We start from the raw sequence: 17,833 nt of genomic DNA, 5'->3' as shown, positions 1-17,833 counted from the left end.
AAAATCAAAAAATCTGTAAAGCAGAATCAACCTAAAAGAAACTAGGTGAACAATGAGTAAAACTCAAATGGACGAATCTAAAGCTCAACAAGCATCAAACTCGTCAAGTCAAAACTCCTTAAGCATAGAGGAGCAAGGCATAGACACAATCAGCGAAAGTGAGCGTAAAGGAACGCCGGCAAGCCTATTTTGGCCGTGGTTTGCAGCAAATATTTCCGTATTTGCAATGTCTTATGGAGCGTGGGCATTAGGTTTTGCAATATCCTTCTGGCAAGCAACGCTTATGACCATAATTGGCGTAATTGTATCATTCCTACTTGTTGGAGTAATATCAATAGCCGGTAAACGCGGAAATGCACCAACAATGGTATTAACTCGTGCAACGTTTGGCGTGCGTGGAGCCAACATTCCAGCAGCACTAAGTTGGATCGCAACGCTTGGCTGGGAAATTTCGCTAGCCATAACTGCTGTTCTCGCGATGGCAACAGCTGCAGAAAAGCTCGGCTGGGGTAGTGGTACAAGCGTTAAAATTGTGAGCACAATCATCGTAGTTGGATTAATTGTAGTGGTTGGAATTTACGGTTACGACTTAATTATGAAATGCCAGCAAGTTATAACAATTGTAACAGGAATAATAACTCTTGGATTCTTTGTACTAGGCTGGGGTCATATAAACTTTGCTGCGATTGGCCAAATTCCAAACGGATCTCTTCCGGCAATGCTAGGCTGCTGCTTCTTCGTGATGACAGGCTTCGGCATCGGCTGGGTTAATGTTGCTGCAGATTATTCCAGATACTTGCCTAGAAAATCTTCAAATAGTGGAATCGTTTTTTGGACTACTTTTGGAGCATCAATTGCAAACGTATTCCTAATTTTCTACGGTCTTTTGCTTGCTGCGTCAAATATGCAATTGGCTCACAATGTTGGGAATGATCCAATCGGTGCAATTGCGGCGATTCTGCCAGCTTGGTATCTGATTCCGTACACGATTGTAGCGGTGTTAGGACTTATGTCTGGCGCAATTATTGACAATTATTCCAACGGTCTTGCGTTGCTATCTTTTGGAATACGTATTCCGCGTGCTGTTGCGGCAATTATCACGGCAGTGCTTACGACCCTCGGCGTTGTTTACGTTACATTCTTCTCGGACACGTTTATTGGACCATTCCAAGGTTTCTTAACAACTTTGGGAGTACCGATGGCTGTTTGGGCTGGAATGTTTACTACGGATGTGCTTGTTCGTAAAAAAGATTACTGCACTGAGGACTTATATAAGCCGGAAGGTCGCTACGGTGCTTGGAATGTGAAAGCTTTTGTGATTCTTTGCGTTGGAACAATTGTTGGGTGGGGTTTGGTTGTAAATTCTGCAGCGAAATGGCTCACATGGCAAGGATATTTGCTTTGGTTTGTTGGTGGAAAATCAAGCAGCTGGGCTGGTGCGAACCTGGGCGTAATCATCGCACTGCTCATCGGATTGATTGGCTCACTCATTTTCCAGCGTAAAGATATTGCTAAGCAAGAAGCAGATTTACCAACGAATGAAATTGAAAAATAACAATAAATCTCAAGGATATTCAAATGATTAAAGAAGACGAATGGTTAGTAGTAATCGACAGGCAACGCGTTTTTTGCGAAAGTGACTGGTCGACTTGGGCGTGCGCAGATCATACCTATGATTCAACAACCGAAGCTTTTACCAAACTTGCGAAAGCTTATGGGAATCGAGTAATTTATACGCGTTACGTAGCTCCTCTTAAGCCAGAAAACGCTTGGGTTGACTATTTTAAAGATTGGCCACAATTCCTTGTAGAACCTAACGACCCAATGTACGACTTTACGCCAGAAACGGCAGAACTTGCGGAAGGTCACACCGTAGTTACATGCGAAACTTTCGGCAAGTGGGGTACAGAACTTAAAGCCGCATTGGGTGACTGCCGCAAGATAACAGTTTGTGGAGTTGCAACAGATTGTTGCGTACTAACAACTGCTTTAGCTGCGGCAGATAGCGGTGTGGCTGTACGCATTGCGGCGGATGCATGTGCAGGAAGCACGCCAGAAAATCATAAGCTGGCTCTTAAAACTATGGAGCTTTTTACGCCACTTATTACGGTGTGCAACACAAGTGAAATTCTTAACTAAGTGTGATAACACATTCATGAGATGCTACATTCAGTTGATGCAATAAGTGATTTTCGTAAACGAGCGCTTAATGCAGTGTTAATGTTGCATGTTTGAGACGGGGCACTGGTGCAGTTTTGATACGCGCTAGTGCCCCCGTTATTGTTTTCACATGTGCATAATCCCAAAATTAGTATGTATGAAAGTTCGCCTGCTAAGTCACAAACCCAGTGCTTGCAATGCTTCTCGTACTGTACGAACTTCAATAATTTCAAGACCTGAAATAGTAATCTTTTTACGCATTTGACACACAATTGCACGTCGGTAGCCTATGCGAACAGCTTCGCGTAGGCGAGGTTCTAATCGCGGTACCGGTCGTACTTGACCAGTTAAGCTTATTTCGCCTATAGCACACGTAAAAGGTAATAATGGTTTCTTCTTTGCTGCGCTCGCCAAAGCAGCAACAATTGCAATATCACAAGCAGGCTCTTTCGCAAGAGCGCCAGCAATAGTAGAAACGTAAAGATCTTTAGCTAAAAGGTTTAATCCACCATGTCTATAGAGTACTGCAGTGAGCATAGCTATTCTGTTAGTGTCTACGCCAGAAACTGCGCGTCGCGGCGTTGGTAGAACTGATTCAGTAACAAGAGCTTGAAGTTCAATAGGTAAACTTCTATGACCCTCAAGTGTAAATGTTACGCAGGTGCCTTCGTTTTGAGTATCACTGTTAGAAGATAAAAAGAGTCCAGATGGGTCGGGAACTTCTTCAATACCTTCGCCGCCCATATCGAAACATCCAACTTCATCAGTCGGACCAAAACGATTTTTTACAGCTCTTAGCATGCGCAGTGCTGTTTGTGTATCTCCTTCAAATTGGCAAACAGTGTCTACTAAATGTTCAAGTGTGCGCGGGCCAGCAATAGAACCGTCTTTAGTGACATGACCAACAAGCAAAACTGGAATATTATTTGCTTTAGCAACATCAATGAGTGCACTCGCAACTTCTCGCACTTGTGTGGATCCGCCAGTAATACCATCAATATTGTGAGAAACAATTGTTTGAGCAGAATCCACAATTGCTAATGTAGGCTGATGTTGTTCAATAAGTGAAAGAACAGTATCAAGATCACCTGTAGTAGCAAGTAGGAGAGAGTCGCTGATGGCATGAATACGTGCTGCACGTAATTTGACTTGAGCTGCTGATTCTTCGCCAGAAATATAAAGTACGGGTGGATTGTTATGAGCTTGTGCTTGTTGAGCTGCATTTGATGCAGTTTTTAAGAGTAACGTTGATTTTCCAATGCCTGGCTCTCCTGCAATAAGTGTTACGGAACCGGGTACCAAACCGCCTCCTAGAACACGGTCAAATTCGCTAAAACCAGTATGAATACGTGACGCGTTGTTGGTTTTAATGACACTCATTGGTTGTGCTAGGTCAGTTGAATTGACAAGCGTGGAGTTTGTGCGACGATACTGTACAGTAGAAGTGTTGTTTGCTGTAGAAATACGTGCAGTTCGTGCTGTATGAGACAAGCTGCTGATGCGGGCTTCTTTGAACTCTTTTACCGTGCCCCATTCGCCGCATTCAGGGCAGCGGCCGTACCATTTTGAGCTGTTCCATCCGCATTCAGAGCATACATAGTGGAGAGGAGATTTACTTGCCATATCTTGACGCTATATGCTTTCGGAGACAATGACGCGCTGTGATTATGGTAGGCACGCATAATCAGCATAGGCGATGCTAAGCGTCATCATGCTGTGACATAATGCAAGTATGTCAAATACGAATGCTTCAAATATGAATGCGTCGAATATGAAAGTACTAAACGCGCATAATTCAACACATAGTAAATTACTGATAGTGTTGACTTCTGCTGCAATAGTAGTGGTGTTGGCATTACTTTCAGCGTTTGTATGGCCAGGTTGGGCATTAAATCACGATAGTGTTGCTAATAAGAGTCATATGGTTATGCCTAAAACTCCTTCTATACCAGCTAAAGCTTTGCCTGCATCTTCAACAGCGTTATTAAAATCAATGCCAGATAGTGTGCTTGACTTTGCCCGTATTGATGCTATTCCGAGTGCTACGTGGACTGAATCATCTCCTTTAGAAGAGTATTCTGTGAAATATTCAACTGGACAAGCTGATGGCGAAGTTTCGTTAACAGTTGCACAATGGTCGAATCGTGATTCTGCAAATAAGCAATATGAGGCACTAGTTGATGGGCTTAAAGGCTCAGATGTTGCAAGTGGAAAAATCCAGGTTGGTGGCAAAACAGTTGGAAGCTATGTGTTGCGCATTGATGAAAGCGATAAAACACAAGCTAGTGCATTATGGCAAAACGATACTGCAGTATTTGAAGTTACTGGTACTAAGCAAGCTGTAGAACGTTTTTACCACAGTTTCCCAATGTAAATTGTTTTAAAATCAAGTGATTTGAGTGATAAACTCACCAAAGTCGTCAAAACGGTGTAACATTAGGCAAGTTGCACACTTTACATAGGAATGGAGGCTTCAGATGGGTTCTGTCATCAAGAAGCGCCGCAAGCGGATGAGCAAGAAGAAGCACCGCAAACTGCTGCGTAAGACTCGTCACCAGCGCAAGTAATTATGCTTATGCGTTGATGCGTGTCTGAACGTTTAGGCACGTAATACTTTTAAAAGCGTCGGGTTTCCGGCGCTTTTTTGTTTATATATTTTGCGGATTGTCTTGCAAATATTCGCGTGGTAGAGATTTGAGATTTTTCGCACTGAACGAGGCACGCTCACGCAGCGCTTTGACCGAGCTTGAAATCATTGGGATTTCAAGCTCCTTCAAAGCGTGATTTGGCTCAATTGTGAAGCACGGTGTGCTTCACATGCCAAATCAGCCGAACGGCTACCAATAGCCGTGAGGAATAAGCTCACGCTACGAATTGCTTTCGCGCGCTACGCTCTAAGCGCGAAAGCAGGTCGTTGCGCTCGCGCCACAGTAATAAAAAAATAGAGCCCGCGTTTGCGGACTCTACTTTTCGATTAGTTGCGTTACTTATTCGGGTTGGTAAGCGTGCGAGGGCCGTTAGGATCGCCAACGATCACAGTGTCAACCATGTTCAAGAACAGACCGTGTTCCACAACGCCGACGGTCTCAATCAAATCTTTAGCCAACTCCTGTGGTTGCTCAATGCGCTCCATATGCAAATCAACCACGAAGTTGTTCTCGTCGGTGCGCACTTCTTTGCCGTCTGCATCAAGACGCAAAACTGGCTTATATCCGCGCTTTTCAAACTTACGAATCACCTGCGCGGAACCAAACGGAATCACTTCAACTGGAAGTGGGAACTTGCCAATCGTATCAACTACCTTGCTTGCGTCAACAATCCACACAATGCGGTCGGAGTTAATAGCCACAATCTTCTCCCAAAGAAGAGCCGCGCCGCCGCCCTTAATACCGTTGAAGTTCTTGTCAACTTCGTCAGAACCATCGATTGTAACGTCAATATGGTCTACTTCATTAATGTCGAGAATCTTAATGCCGTAGCCTTCTGCCTGTTCTTGCGTGCGACGAGAAGTGGTGACGCCTGTGAAGCTCAAACCTTCTTCTTTAACTCTGCGACCAAGCTCATCTACTAAGAAGCGCACTGTAGAGCCGGTGCCAAGACCAACCATCATACCATTCTTTACAATTTTTGCAGCTTCAATGCCTGCTGCTTTTTTAAGCGCGTCTTGTTGTGCTTTATCCATTATTCCTGCTTTCTTGTTTTGTTATTCCCGAGTTCGTCGATGAACTTCCATCGCTATTGCGGGCGAGGCTTTACGCTTTTATGCATGCCTCATTTTCGTACATTTCCATATTAGTCTTTGCCAAGATTTTTAGGGCTATGTGCATCTTAGTTGCGTCGTCATTCATTCACAGGATATTCGTGTGGTAGAGATTTGAGATTTTTCGCACAGAACGAAGGGCGCTCGCGCGGTTAACGCGCTCGCTACTGAGCTTGCGCTGAAAGCACACTGTGCTTTCAACTTGAGCAAGCTCGGCGCTCCGAGTTACTTTCGCGCGCGCAATGCTGCGCGAAAGCAGGTCGTCGCGTCCTCGTCTGGAGCGATTTATTAGTCTAAACTCTCCAAATGCGGGGTAAGTCTCTCGTGTTTGGAGCGCTACGCAGTCTTAATCCCTCCAAATGTGGGGTAGATTCCTCGCGTTTGGAGCGCTACAGCAAATAATAACCTATGAAAGGTAGAAGGCGGTTGGAGCAAAGTGTAGTGTGCCGTCGGGCTGCACATAGCCGCTTACGTTGATTGTGCCGGAAATAAAACGCGCCTCGCCGTTAAAACTTGGGCTTGTGTTTGGTGCTGGAGTAAACTGCAGCACGCCAGAAACGCTTAAACCAGGTATTGGTCGTAAGGTGTTGTGTGTTACATCTGCGACATGAGATGATGTTTCACAAAGAGTTTCACGATTTGATTCTTGCGTTTCAACGTTGTTTGATTCGTGTACTTCTAGTGCCTTAGTTGTTTCTACGTCTTCTACATTTTCTTCAGTATGTGTTGTATTTTCTGCAATTTTAGCTGCGCTTTGAATAGCATTTTTAATTTCGCTCTCAGTAGTATTTTCGAGAGTATTGGTACTAATATTTTCGGCAGTATTTTCAGTAGGATTTGGTTTATTGATTATTTGAGCAAAATCAGGGTTAGTGTCTTCTCCGACTGTGCGTCCGATATGATATTCTTCGCGCGAAATCTTATCTTCCATAAGTGCTTTTGCATCTTCTGGAACATCAGTACCCTTTGCGTAAGGCGAAGAAAGAAGCGACTTCCAGCCTTCTAGAGGTAAATATCCATTCTTCAAGTCGTCGCGGCAATCTTCTGCATATCCGCGCGCTAAAGTGTCAACTTTCTCGTTGCCAGCATTCCCTGCATGTCCTTTAACCCACACAAACTTAACAGAACCTTCGCGTTTGGTGATTTCTGCATCTATTGCGCGAATCAAATCAGCGTTTTTAACAGGCTCGTTTTTAGAGTTCTTCCAACCGTTCTTCTTCCAACCGTGAATCCATGTAGTTGAGCAGTTGATTGCGTATTGCGAATCAGTTTCGATGGTAAGTGGTTCACTACCTGGATGTGCGCGTAAAGCTTCTAAGACTGCGCATAATTCGCCAATCTGATTAGTGCCGTTAGTAGCTCCGCCGGCATCCGCATTACCAGTATGATGGTGTTCGTGTGAGCTACCAGACTCAGCAGTGTGGTCAGCCCAAGCCCAACCCATAGAACCGTTTGGATTGCCAAGTGCAGAACCATCGGTAGAAACAACTATCATTGCAAAACCTTTCAAATCAGCGTGCTACACAAATTCTACAGTACCTTACAACAAAATGTGTTCTTTTTAATGGCTTGTCAATCGAAACGAGTGTGAAGAAACATTATCTCGTTTTTGTGGACTTGGTTGGCGTGTAAGTCCCCAAAAGTGGGAAAACGAAAAAATAAAACTTGCGTCAGAACAACAAACTAATTCCAACGCAAGTTTTATTACAATTTTCAGCGCAAACTTTAGCTTAAATTTACAAGCTGTCTATGCTAAAGCCTTGTCGACTACAGCAGTAGCTTCCTCAAGCACCTTGTCAAGCGCTTCTGGAGAAACGAAGGACTCAGCGTAAACCTTGTAAATATTCTCGGTACCAGATGGGCGAGCAGCAAACCAGTTGTTCTTGGTAGTAACCTTCAAGCCACCAATCTTTGCGCCGTTTCCAGGAGCTTCTGTAAGCTTTGCGGTAATATCTTCGCCAGCAAGCTTAGTTGCTTCAACGTCGTCGCCGCTCAAAGCTGCGAACTTCTGCTTCTGCTCAAGAGTGGTTGGAGTATCAACGCGCTTGTACCAGCTTTCGCCAAAGCGAGCTACTTGATCCTGGTGAAGCTGAGCTGGGTTCTTGCCAGTTTTTGCAGTAATTTCAGCTGCGAGCAAGTCTGGAATAAGGCCGTCCTTATCGGTGGTCCATACGCGACCATCCTTGCGCAAGAAGCTCATGCCGGAGCTTTCCTCACCACCGAAAGCAACTTCGCCGCTAAAGAGCGGATCAACGAACCACTTGAAGCCAACTGGCACTTCCACAAGCTTTGCATTAATAGAAGCAGCCACGCGGTCAATCAAGGAAGAAGACACAAGCGTCTTGCCAATTGCTGTGTTCTTTGGCCAATCTGGGCGAGCACCGCCGAACAAGTACTCCACGCACACTGCAATGTAGTGGTTCGGGTTCATAACGCCCCAATTTGGGCAAACAATTCCGTGGCGGTCGGCGTCCGGATCGGTGCCGCCAACCAAATCGTACTTATCCCAAGCGCCAGCGTTAAGCTGATCAACTAAGCCCTTCATTGCATAAGGGGAGCTTGGATCCATACGAATCTTGCCATCGTGGTCAATAGTCATGAATCGCCAAGTTGGGTCAACTTCTGGGCGCACAACACCAATGTTCAGGCCGTACTTTTCATTCATAAGTGGCCAGTAGTTTACGCTTGCGCCGCCGAGTGGGTCAATTCCCAAGCGCACGCCGCTAGAGCGAATCACGTCGAAATCAATAACGTTAGCCAAATCGCTAACATAATGTTCGCGGTAATCGAAGCCTTCAACCAAATCAGACTTGATTGCTTCTTCGAATGGCACACGCTTTACGGACTTGTAGTTGTCGAGTAATTCGTTTGCGCGAGCTGCGATTGCATTAGTTACGTCTGCTGGGGCAGGGCCGCCTGTTACAGGATCGTACTTAAAACCGCCATCGGTTGGAGGATTGTGCGAAGGAGTGACGACAATGCCGTCAGCCAAGCCGTCGCCGCTAAAACGCTGAGTGCCGTCGGCCGCGCGATTATGCGTCAAAATAGCCTGAGATACAACAGGAGTTGGTACGAAGTCGCCGCGAGAATCCACACGAACGTGAACGCCGTTAGCAACCAAAACCTCAATAGCGGTTTTTTGAGCAGGCTCAGAAAGAGCGTGCGTATCGCGACCAATATAAAGAGGACCAGTTACGCCAGCTTTTTTGCGATATTCAGCAATAGCTTGCGTAATTGCCACAATATGAGCTTCGTTAAACGAAGTTTTCAAAGCAGAACCACGGTGACCGGACGTGCCGAAAATCACGCGCTGTTCTGGAATATTGGAATTTGGAACTTCATCATAGTACGCGCCGACCAAGGCGTCGACGTCGACTAGATCTTCTGGGGTGGCGGGCATTCCCGCATTTTTTGCTACCATAATTTTTTATTGTGCCACGGCGCTTGTATTTTATTATTTTTCTACAAATATTTTATTATTTTTTACAAATTTTGATTTTTTATAACTGGGAAAGAAATTTCCTTAATTTACGCCTCATTCACGTATGATTAACTTACTGAAACGTTGGTTTTTACGCCTGCTGGCACTCTTACGCATAGAGCTTGTTTATCAACAGTGAAGCGCAAATGCTTTGTATAACCTAAAATGTCGCCATCGACTTGCACAGGAGCAGATTTTTCCAACTTCACTTCTGCACTAAAACCTTGCGTTTGGTCAATTCTGGAGCCAGCAGATAGCGAATTCTGTTGCAAAGCGCGCCCGGTTACAGTTTGATGCACAACACCGCGGAATAAATTAGCCCAACCAATTAATCCGCCTGAAGTATCAATAATCTCAAAATCAAGTACACCATCGTCGTAAGCAGCTTCTGGCATAAGCGAAAACATAGGAATCTGCCCGCAATTTCCAGCCATAAGCGTGCGGAAAGTGAGTCCTTTGAGCACACTTTCGTCACCATTTGAACGCTGTAAAATAACGGTTGCACGACACTTCTGCATAAACAAATGTTTAACTCCGGCTACAAAATAAGCAAGCCAACTAATATTTTTCTTTAATTTCGGGTCGGTATCATCAATCATCAGCGCATCAAAGCCGATGCCTGCAATAATCAAGAACGCGTGCCCATGATCTTCATTAGGGTTGTCAAGAATAGTAACGCGTCCAACATCAACTCGTCTAGATCCATGTGAGGTTGCCACTCTTAGCGCTGCGTTTACGTCGTTTACTGGTATTCCCATGTTTCTAGCAAAAAGGTTGCCAGTTCCAATAGGAATAATTCCCATGGCATGACCTTTTCCACTTACTGCGCTCGCAACAGTGCGTACTGTACCATCGCCACCAACTGCTACTACTACATTAGCTCCGTGAGAAAGCGCTTCTAGTGCGCATTCGCGCCCGTCTTTATCAAGCTGTGTATCAATAATTTCGTAGGTGAATTTGCGAGTGTTGCAGTATTCTTGAATACTTTCCCTGTACAATTCTGCTTGCGGTTTTGACGGATTGAGAATGAAAGCGTAGTGCACAGAATCGCCATGACGTTTAGCGAGTTTTTTAGCCAAATGATGCCGTTTCATGGCACGCGTAACAATCATGATGACGAATGGCGCAAGTACAAGCGCAAAAACAATCACCATAAGTGCAATAGTTGCTTGAATAGGCATAGTTGGCATACCCTCCATTCTTGCACATTATTTTCCTTAATATACTAAATTCTGTAGTAAGTTGCGAATATTTACTGTTTTTACACATTTGGTTCATTCTTGATACTTATTTTTGCGTCTGTGAGTTTTTATATCGAGTTCTGTTATATGGCTGAGACTAGTATTGTCTATCATGAGTGAAGGTTCTACTAATTTGAATAATAAGTGCGGTTCTTTTAAGGATTGCTCACTGTTTCAGTTGCACAATACTGTTTACCGCAGTGTAAATTGTGATTCTAGTGCCACTGGTGATGTCAGCGACATTATTCCAATCGTTCTTATTCACGGTTTTCCTGTTGATCATCGCATGTGGGATGCTTGCGCTGATTCATTAAACGCACAGATTGATGCTGCTCTTAGCGAAGGTACGTTAAAACATGATGTTCCTATTTTTGCTCCAGATATGGCTGGTGCTGGTTTGAGCGAGACTCCAAAAGCTGAGCATGCTGAATTTAACGAGGCTGATTATGTTCATGCTCTGGATGCTCTTACTGCATCTTACGTAAAGCTTCTTGATGATTGCGGTTACCATCGCGCTGTGTGGGTTGGTCTTTCTATGGGTGGCTACGTTGCGTTAAATGTGCAGCGTCTTGTTCCGCAGGCAGTTGCTGGCATTGCTTTGTGTGATACTCGCGCTTGTGTTGATGCTCCTCAGGCTCGCGCTAAACGTCTTGAGATTGCTGAGATTTGTGAACGCGATTATACAGTTGACCCTGTTATGCATTTTGCTCACGCTACTGAAAAGGATTCCACTGTTAAGCAGTCACCTGAGTTTATTCATACTTTTGAAAAATGGATTCATGATCAAAAGCCTGAAGGTTTGGCTTGGCGTCAACGTATGGCTGCCTGCCGACCAGATATGGAAGATCAATTGCCTTTGATTACTGCACCAGCTGCTGTAATAAGTGGTATGTTAGATCCTTCTAGTGCTCCTGCAGTGATGCGTCCTATGGCTGAAGCTATGACTGCTGCTAAGCATGTAGAGTTTACTGAGATTGAAAATTGTGGACATTTTAGTGCTACAGAACATCCTTACGAAGTGGCTGCTGCGCTAGTGTCATTGATGTCACAAGTACAACGTTAATTAATTTTTGCATTGCTTTGCGTAGCGTAAAAAATAATTTCGTGCTTTCCTAGTGCTAGACTATCCACGTATCTGTTGCATACGATTATTGAGCAGAGGTTTGAAAATGACTGAATTGCAGCAAAATTCTGAGGGTACTGCTTCTTTCAACATTGCGCCCGATCATGTATCTGATGGTGCGAGTGATGATACTATTGCCTTTGCTCAGATTCCTCAAAATCATGGAAATAGTCAAACTGCTGATAACATGGCAGAGAGTCTTGTCGACAACTTAGGCGAAGTTGCTGATGAAGATGACAGTCAAAGCGCATTTAATAATGATGTTGACTCTAGTGTTGATGGTTATCAGAATATGGCTATTGCTGATAATACCGCTACTGATACGTTTGAAGCTGTGAAACCAAGATCGCGTCATCGAGCTAATCGTTCTGCTTCCGCATTGCTGTATTCGTTGCTTATTTTCATTATCATTCTTGCTGCAGCTTTCTTCGCGTTGAATTGGTATTTCAATAATCGCGTGGCACCTGGCGTTGATTTTGGTGATGCTGCTATTGCTCGCAATCTTACTGGTGAACAGGAAGCTGCAGTGAGAAGTACTGTGCAAAATGCTGTAAAACATACTTCTTTGATTATTAGTGATGATCAGGGTAATCGTATTACGACGAACTTGCAGCAACTTGGTGTGAAAGTTGATCAGCCTGCAACTGTGCAGTCTATTATGAGCGCTAAGCGTAATAATTTGTTTACTCGTATTATGCCATGGGTGCAGCAGACAGTAAGTTTACAGGCAAAACGTAATGATTCTGCAATGGATTTGTATGTGCTACGTAAGTTTATTCGTGAGCGTGACCGTGCAGTTCCATATACAGCAGTATTTGATAAAGCTTCTGATGCCTATACGGTAGAGGATGGTATTCCTGGTCGTACTGTTGAAACTATGCCAGTGCGTGAAGCTGTGAAAAAATTAATCAATCATCCTGGAAAGACTGTAAAAGTTTCGGTAATTTCGCGCCGAACTGATGCGCCGATTAAGCGCGATGCTGCACAGAAACTTGTTGATGATTTAAATAATGTATTAACAAAAAAAATTACTTTTAGCAATAATAATGGTAAAGATTTTACAGTTCCGAAGAGTGCGCTTGCATCGTGGATTGTTGTAAAAGCTGATATTACTCATCATAAGTTGTCTTATACTATAGATGCTGATAAAGCAGACAACTACTTATCGCAAGCGCTTCCTAAAGAGCTGAATCAGCAAAAAGTCAATCAAGAAGATGCTATTAGTAAATCAGGAAAAGTAATCTTTACTACTATGAAAGGCTCTAATGGTGTTGAGATTACTTATACCAGTAGTGTTGCTGAAAAAGCAGTGAATGCTTTACGTAAAGGTACTGATTATAAAACGGTGTTGCCGGCAAAAATCACCAAATTTACTGTTGAGCAAAAGCTTGTTGAGATGCGTATTGTTGTTGATAAGACTACACAAACTGCATCAGTATATAAAAATGATGAGTTGGTAAAGACTTTCCCAGTATGTACTGGAAAGATTGGTCGTGATGATTCAACTCCTGGCACGTTCTTCATTTACTTGCGTTACGCTTCGCAAGATATGCGCGGTCGCAATAATGATGGATCTCCATACTTCTCTCCGGCTGTTCATTGGGTAAGTTATTACAATGGTGGAGAAGGGTTCCATACTGCCACTTGGAATTATAAAGGCATTGCTACAGGTGATGCAGCAAATCATGGCTCTCATGGCTGTATTAACATGTATGAGCAGGATGCTCATTGGATTTATGAGAACTGCCCGCGTGGAACAATTGTGCAGATTGTGGGCACTACGCCGGATGGTCCGGTGCGTCAATGAGCGTACGTGTGAGTGAAGTTCAGCATGATGGTGCGAGTGATAGCGTTGCCTCTTCCGTTGCAGCGCAATCTCAAGCTGAGCGCGTAACAGACTCACAGCTTATTTCTCAACCTGATTCAACAGTTGCATGTGAACACGCGACTGTATCAAAGTTAGAACGTACTGTTCCTTCACAATTTACTCCAGCGCGTGCTGTAGGGTCGCGGCGCGTAAGTAGTGCACCAATCCCTGTGCATGTTACTGCCACATTGTTTGATACTCCTTCGCAGGCTGAACAAATAGATAATAAACCATTTCTAGTACGTGTTGGACGTCGTGTACTCACATCAATAGCAGGCATGTGGATGCGTTTGGCTGGACGTGTTGCTCGTCGAGCAGGATGGTTCCCAAGCATTGAGCCTTATATTGGTTATGGCACGCATCGTTATGCTCGTTTGATTTGCCGTACTGTATACGCACCAAAATTAGGCCATCATTCTGCTTTAAAACGCGGTATTTACGCAATGCTGGTTGTGCCTGCCGTGCGCGTGCGTGTAGCGTTATCAATTGACAATTTGCCTGTAGAGACTGTGCAAATCGGTGACTCTGAAGTGTATGATCGGCTTGAAGAATCACGCGATAGTAGTGCAGAGTATTGTATTTCTGATTGTGCCGGTTACTTAGATTTAATTACTGAGCGTGCGCTTTCACCTGGTCGTCATGTAGTTTCGTATAAAGTTCATGATCGCGAACCGGTGAAAGCAAGTTTATTTGCTATTGATAAACATGTGCCAATTGGTATTATTTCCGATGTCGATGACACTATTATGATTACGCAAGCGCCTTCTCCGATACGCGCTGCATATAATTTGTTGATTATGAATCCGGCACATCGCTCACCGGTTCCTGGTATGGCAGAATTTTTCCGTTCGCTAGAACAGTTGCGAGAGGATGTTCCATTTTTCTACCTTTCCACTTCGCCATGGAACGTTGAAGCGTCAATTCGTCATTTTATTGAGCGTGAAAAGTTTCCTGAAGGACCTTTGTTACTTCGTGATTTAGATCCGCGTCCTAAAACATTTATTCCCAATGGACCGCAGCACAAGTTGGAGTTTGCTACGCAACTTATGGATGATTTTCCGGGGATGCGTTTTGTGCTGCTTGGTGATGATGGTCAAAAAGATCCGAGTACGTATGCGAATATTATCCGCCAGCATCCTGGTCGTGTGCTTGCTGTTGGTATTCGGCAATTACATAAAGATAGTACAGTCGATGATTTTCGCAGCAAAATGTCGCGTGATTTTGCTGTGGCTTTAAGTGCGTCTTGTCGCGCATATATTGCTACGGATGCTCATGCTCCCGAGGTGCCAACTGTTGCTTTTGAAAAGTTCGGTAGTAATACTGGCAGTATTGAACGTGTTGGGGATATTGGAAACGATTCTGGTGATAGTTCAATGCGCGTCATAGAAGCAAAAGGTGCTGCTGGAACGCTGCAGGGTGTGCCATTTTTTGCGGCTCCACAAGGACAAGGTTTAGCTCAAGTGATGCTGCCATTTATTCAAGAAGCGATTAGTAAATAGTAACCTTTTAATGAGGTGAGATATATGTTGAATAAGAAATCGCCTCAACGCACATGCTATAACACTTTCAGAAAAACGTAAAAATATTGTATACAATATTGTAAAAATACTTCAGAATACGGTACTGAAATAATGTTTTCCAAAGGGGTCTGTCTATGAGCGAACAAACTTATGCAAAACCAGCAGCAGCTGATCGCATACCGTCAATTCGTACATTTCATGGCGACACATACATTGATCAATATGCTTGGATGAAAGATCGTAACAATCCAAAGGTGCTTCAATATGTCAATGAACAGAATGCTTACACTGAGCAACGTGTAAAACCTTTAGAAGCATTACGTTCTACCTTGTTTGATGAGTTGCGCTCCCGTGTGCAGGAAACAGATATGTCGGTGCCCGTTCGCATGAATGGCTATTGGTACTATGTTCGTACACAAGAAGGCAAACAGTATACTGTGCAATGCCGTATGAAAGTTACGGATGAGAATGATTGGAATCCTCCCGCTATTAATGATACTGCTGAGCCTGGTGTAACGGTTGGTGAAGAAGTTTTATTTGATGCCAATCTTGAAGCTGAACGCGCTGGTACTAACTTTTTCCGCCTTGGTGGTATGGATTTAAGTCGTGACGGCTCTCGTATGTTATATGGTGTTGATACGCATGGTGATGAGCGTTTTAGTTACTATATTCGTGATTTTGTTCAGGCTTCATCCACATGGGAACCTCTAGAAGAAACATGGGAAAATCTTGCTTCTGCTTCCCTTACTCCAGATGGTAAATGGGTTTTTTATGTGAGATTGGATGATGCGTGGCGTCCGTATCAAGTATGGCGTCATCGTGTTGGTACGTCTACGAAGAGTGATGTAAAAGTTTTTGAAGAAACAGATGAACGCTTTTTTGTTGACGTATATGAAAGTTTTGATGAACGCTACATGATGATAAGTAGTAGCTCTAAAACTACATCTCGTGTACTTATGTTGCCCTTAAGTACACCTGAAGGTGATTTTCGTATGGTTATTGAGCCTGTTGAAGGAGTGGAATATGATATTTCTTTCGCTTGCTTTGAGCGGGCGGGAGAAAATGGTGAAGACATTCCAGTGGCTATCGTATGCCATAACGCTAATAATCCTAATTTTGAAATCGATATTATTGATATGCGTAATTATGCTGCAAAATCTACGAGTTGTGCAGCATATAAACTTGGTGATGGCGTATGTATTGCTTCCGGTTCTCCGTATGGTTGTGAGCAAGGAGATGTTTGGAAAAAAGAAGCAAGTAAACAGCCCATTACCAAATCGTATCGGTCTGCAAATAATCCAGCTATATTGCGCAATACTGTAGGGTTGAGCGTGAGTGGATTATCAATGTATAAAAATTATGTAGCTTTGGCATATCGTGCTCAAGGATTGCCTCATCTTGCGGTAATAAGTAAGCAGCGTGCAGTAGAAGATTTCTTACAAGGTCGTCCGTGGCGTTTTTATGAATTGCAGCCTCATATTGTTCTTGAGCATGATTCTGTGCACGTTAATATTGAGAATGCTGGTATGGAAAGTGCTGATAGTAAGAATTCTTTTGTACTCAATCAAGCACAAACTGAATCGCGCGTAACACTCGCAACTATTTCTTCAATAGAAATCAATAATAATCGTTTGTTTAATATTGGAATGACTGGAAATCCTTCATATGAAGCTCCGCGTATGCGATATGCTTTCGGTAGCTATGCAACGTTAGGGCAACTTCGTGAATTGGATCCTTTAACTGGTAATGATGTGCTATTGAAACGTGGGAAAATTCTTGGTGAATTTGATGAGCATTGTTATGCTGAAAAACGTATATGGATTACTGCACGTGATGGTGAGCGTGTACCAGTGTCACTTGTATGGCGTCCTGATAGGGTTTCTAACACGAATGCTATGTTTATTACTGGTTATGGCGCGTATGAAGTAAGTTCTGATCCTATTTTTTCCGTTGGTCGTTTGAGTTTGCTTGATCGCGGTGTGCTATATGCGCAAGTGCATGTACGTGGTGGTGGAGAAATGGGGCGTGCATGGTATGAGCAAGGTCGGCGTAGTCATAAAAAGCACACTTTTGAAGATTTTGTTGATGCAACGCGCGCACTGCAGGCAGCTGGTTTTGCTGCAGCGAAGCATACAGTAGCTAATGGTGGTTCTGCAGGCGGTTTACTAATGGGTGTTATAGCGAATATGGCTCCAGAATGTTATGCCGGTATAGAAGCAGATGTTCCGTTTGTAGATGCTTTGACTTCTATGTTAGATACTTCGCTTCCGCTTACGGTAACTGAGTGGGATGAATGGGGTAATCCGCTTGATAGTGCTGAGGATTATGCCTATATGAAGTCCTATACTCCTTATGAGCATGTGCCTTCTGTGGATAGCGATGAAGGTCGTCGAGCTTTATTGCATTTCCCACATATTTTAATTACTTCGTCAATGTGTGACACGCGTGTATTAGTTACAGAGCCGCTTAAATGGCTAGCGCAATTGCAGGCATCTGGTATTGATGCCATAGCTCGTATTGAAACTGATGGAGGTCATGGAGGTACTTCGGGTAGGTATCGACAGTGGAAAGAACTCGCATATGAAAACGCATGGTGCTTGCATACTATGGGAATAGATATGTAATTTTAATACACTTATATGTAGTGCTGCTTTTGCTGTAATAAATAATGCGTATATAAC

At 43.7% G+C, this 17,833-nt stretch carries 13 protein-coding genes; 8 read left to right on the top strand and 5 right to left on the bottom strand.

The features are described from left to right. Positions 1-52 precede the first annotated feature (52 nt). Together HXT28_RS04465 and HXT28_RS04460 are read left to right on the top strand one after the other, a co-directional pair. Positions 53-1,555 (top strand): purine-cytosine permease family protein, encoded by a 1,503-nt coding sequence (locus tag HXT28_RS04465; protein WP_422113323.1) that lies wholly within the window; start codon positions 53-55, stop codon positions 1,553-1,555. Between the two features lie 23 nt (positions 1,556-1,578). Further along, on the top strand, positions 1,579-2,139 hold the full coding sequence (locus tag HXT28_RS04460) for a cysteine hydrolase (RefSeq protein WP_422113322.1): 561 nt from the start codon (positions 1,579-1,581) through the stop codon (positions 2,137-2,139). Positions 2,140-2,337: 198 nt separating this feature from the next. On the opposite strand, the gene radA is transcribed toward HXT28_RS04460, so the two are convergent. Continuing rightward, a complete protein-coding gene (gene radA / locus HXT28_RS04455; RefSeq protein WP_032814761.1) occupies positions 2,338-3,783 on the bottom strand; it encodes a DNA repair protein RadA in 1,446 nt (481 codons plus the stop codon). Positions 3,784-3,892: 109 nt separating this feature from the next. On the opposite strand from radA, the gene HXT28_RS04450 reads away from it, so the two are divergent. Both HXT28_RS04450 and HXT28_RS04445 read left to right on the top strand, forming a co-directional pair. Next, complete coding sequence (locus HXT28_RS04450) at positions 3,893-4,534, top strand: hypothetical protein (RefSeq protein WP_016637043.1); 642 nt, start codon at positions 3,893-3,895, stop codon at positions 4,532-4,534. Between the two features lie 103 nt (positions 4,535-4,637). Beyond that, positions 4,638-4,727 (top strand): 30S ribosomal protein bS22, encoded by a 90-nt coding sequence (locus tag HXT28_RS04445; RefSeq protein ID WP_004268639.1) that lies wholly within the window; start codon positions 4,638-4,640, stop codon positions 4,725-4,727. Between the two features lie 416 nt (positions 4,728-5,143). On the opposite strand, the gene rpiA is transcribed toward HXT28_RS04445, so the two are convergent. The 4 genes from rpiA to HXT28_RS04425 all read right to left on the bottom strand — a co-directional run bounded on the left by rpiA (position 5,144) and on the right by HXT28_RS04425 (position 10,591). Further along, on the bottom strand, positions 5,144-5,842 hold the full coding sequence (gene rpiA / locus HXT28_RS04440; protein ID WP_016637481.1) for a ribose-5-phosphate isomerase RpiA: 699 nt from the start codon (positions 5,840-5,842) through the stop codon (positions 5,144-5,146). 484 nt (positions 5,843-6,326) lie between these two features. Further along, complete coding sequence (locus HXT28_RS04435) at positions 6,327-7,415, bottom strand: ribonuclease H family protein (protein ID WP_016637482.1); 1,089 nt, start codon at positions 7,413-7,415, stop codon at positions 6,327-6,329. A 252-nt stretch (positions 7,416-7,667) separates the two neighbouring features. Continuing rightward, entirely contained in the window at positions 7,668-9,341 is a 1,674-nt protein-coding gene (gene pgm, locus HXT28_RS04430; RefSeq protein WP_004134346.1) for a phosphoglucomutase (alpha-D-glucose-1,6-bisphosphate-dependent), read from the bottom strand. 128 nt (positions 9,342-9,469) lie between these two features. After that, positions 9,470-10,591, bottom strand: a complete 1,122-nt coding sequence (locus tag HXT28_RS04425) for a diacylglycerol/lipid kinase family protein (protein ID WP_032814732.1) — start codon at positions 10,589-10,591, stop codon at positions 9,470-9,472. 163 nt (positions 10,592-10,754) lie between these two features. On the opposite strand from HXT28_RS04425, the gene HXT28_RS04420 reads away from it, so the two are divergent. The 4 genes from HXT28_RS04420 (at position 10,755) to HXT28_RS04405 (ending at position 17,776) form a co-directional block, all read left to right on the top strand. Next, positions 10,755-11,705 (top strand): alpha/beta fold hydrolase, encoded by a 951-nt coding sequence (locus HXT28_RS04420; protein WP_422113321.1) that lies wholly within the window; start codon positions 10,755-10,757, stop codon positions 11,703-11,705. Between the two features lie 106 nt (positions 11,706-11,811). After that, the gene (locus HXT28_RS04415) at positions 11,812-13,572 is read left to right on the top strand and encodes a L,D-transpeptidase (protein WP_422113320.1); all 1,761 of its coding nucleotides are present in this window, start codon (positions 11,812-11,814) and stop codon (positions 13,570-13,572) included. Beyond that, the gene (locus HXT28_RS04410; RefSeq protein ID WP_064347264.1) at positions 13,569-15,131 is read left to right on the top strand and encodes an App1 family protein; all 1,563 of its coding nucleotides are present in this window, start codon (positions 13,569-13,571) and stop codon (positions 15,129-15,131) included. Before HXT28_RS04415 ends, HXT28_RS04410 begins: the two co-directional genes overlap by 4 nt. A gap of 155 nt (positions 15,132-15,286) precedes the next feature. Continuing rightward, a complete protein-coding gene (locus tag HXT28_RS04405) occupies positions 15,287-17,776 on the top strand; it encodes a S9 family peptidase (RefSeq protein WP_422113319.1) in 2,490 nt (829 codons plus the stop codon). Positions 17,777-17,833: the final 57 nt, after the last annotated feature.

Origin of the sequence: Gardnerella washingtoni (assembly GCF_049262705.1) — a bacterium.
In the GTDB taxonomy this organism is placed as follows: Bacteria; Actinomycetota; Actinomycetes; order Actinomycetales; family Bifidobacteriaceae; genus Bifidobacterium; species Bifidobacterium vaginale_D.
This window is presented reverse-complemented; position numbering and strand designations above follow the sequence as displayed.

Bases quoted from the DNA above. Each gene is read 5' to 3' on its own strand.
- HXT28_RS04465 (WP_422113323.1), top strand. From the start codon at position 53: ATGAGTAAAACTCAAATGGACGAATCTAAAGCTCAACAAGCATCAAAC.
- HXT28_RS04460 (WP_422113322.1), top strand. From the start codon at position 1,579: ATGATTAAAGAAGACGAATGGTTAGTAGTAATCGACAGGCAACGCGTT.
- radA (WP_032814761.1), bottom strand. From the start codon at position 3,783: ATGGCAAGTAAATCTCCTCTCCACTATGTATGCTCTGAATGCGGATGG.
- HXT28_RS04450 (WP_016637043.1), top strand. From the start codon at position 3,893: ATGTCAAATACGAATGCTTCAAATATGAATGCGTCGAATATGAAAGTA.
- HXT28_RS04445 (WP_004268639.1), top strand. From the start codon at position 4,638: ATGGGTTCTGTCATCAAGAAGCGCCGCAAGCGGATGAGCAAGAAGAAG.
- rpiA (WP_016637481.1), bottom strand. From the start codon at position 5,842: ATGGATAAAGCACAACAAGACGCGCTTAAAAAAGCAGCAGGCATTGAA.
- HXT28_RS04435 (WP_016637482.1), bottom strand. From the start codon at position 7,415: ATGATAGTTGTTTCTACCGATGGTTCTGCACTTGGCAATCCAAACGGT.
- pgm (WP_004134346.1), bottom strand. From the start codon at position 9,341: ATGGTAGCAAAAAATGCGGGAATGCCCGCCACCCCAGAAGATCTAGTC.
- HXT28_RS04425 (WP_032814732.1), bottom strand. From the start codon at position 10,591: ATGCCAACTATGCCTATTCAAGCAACTATTGCACTTATGGTGATTGTT.
- HXT28_RS04420 (WP_422113321.1), top strand. From the start codon at position 10,755: ATGAGTGAAGGTTCTACTAATTTGAATAATAAGTGCGGTTCTTTTAAG.
- HXT28_RS04415 (WP_422113320.1), top strand. From the start codon at position 11,812: ATGACTGAATTGCAGCAAAATTCTGAGGGTACTGCTTCTTTCAACATT.
- HXT28_RS04410 (WP_064347264.1), top strand. From the start codon at position 13,569: ATGAGCGTACGTGTGAGTGAAGTTCAGCATGATGGTGCGAGTGATAGC.
- HXT28_RS04405 (WP_422113319.1), top strand. From the start codon at position 15,287: ATGAGCGAACAAACTTATGCAAAACCAGCAGCAGCTGATCGCATACCG.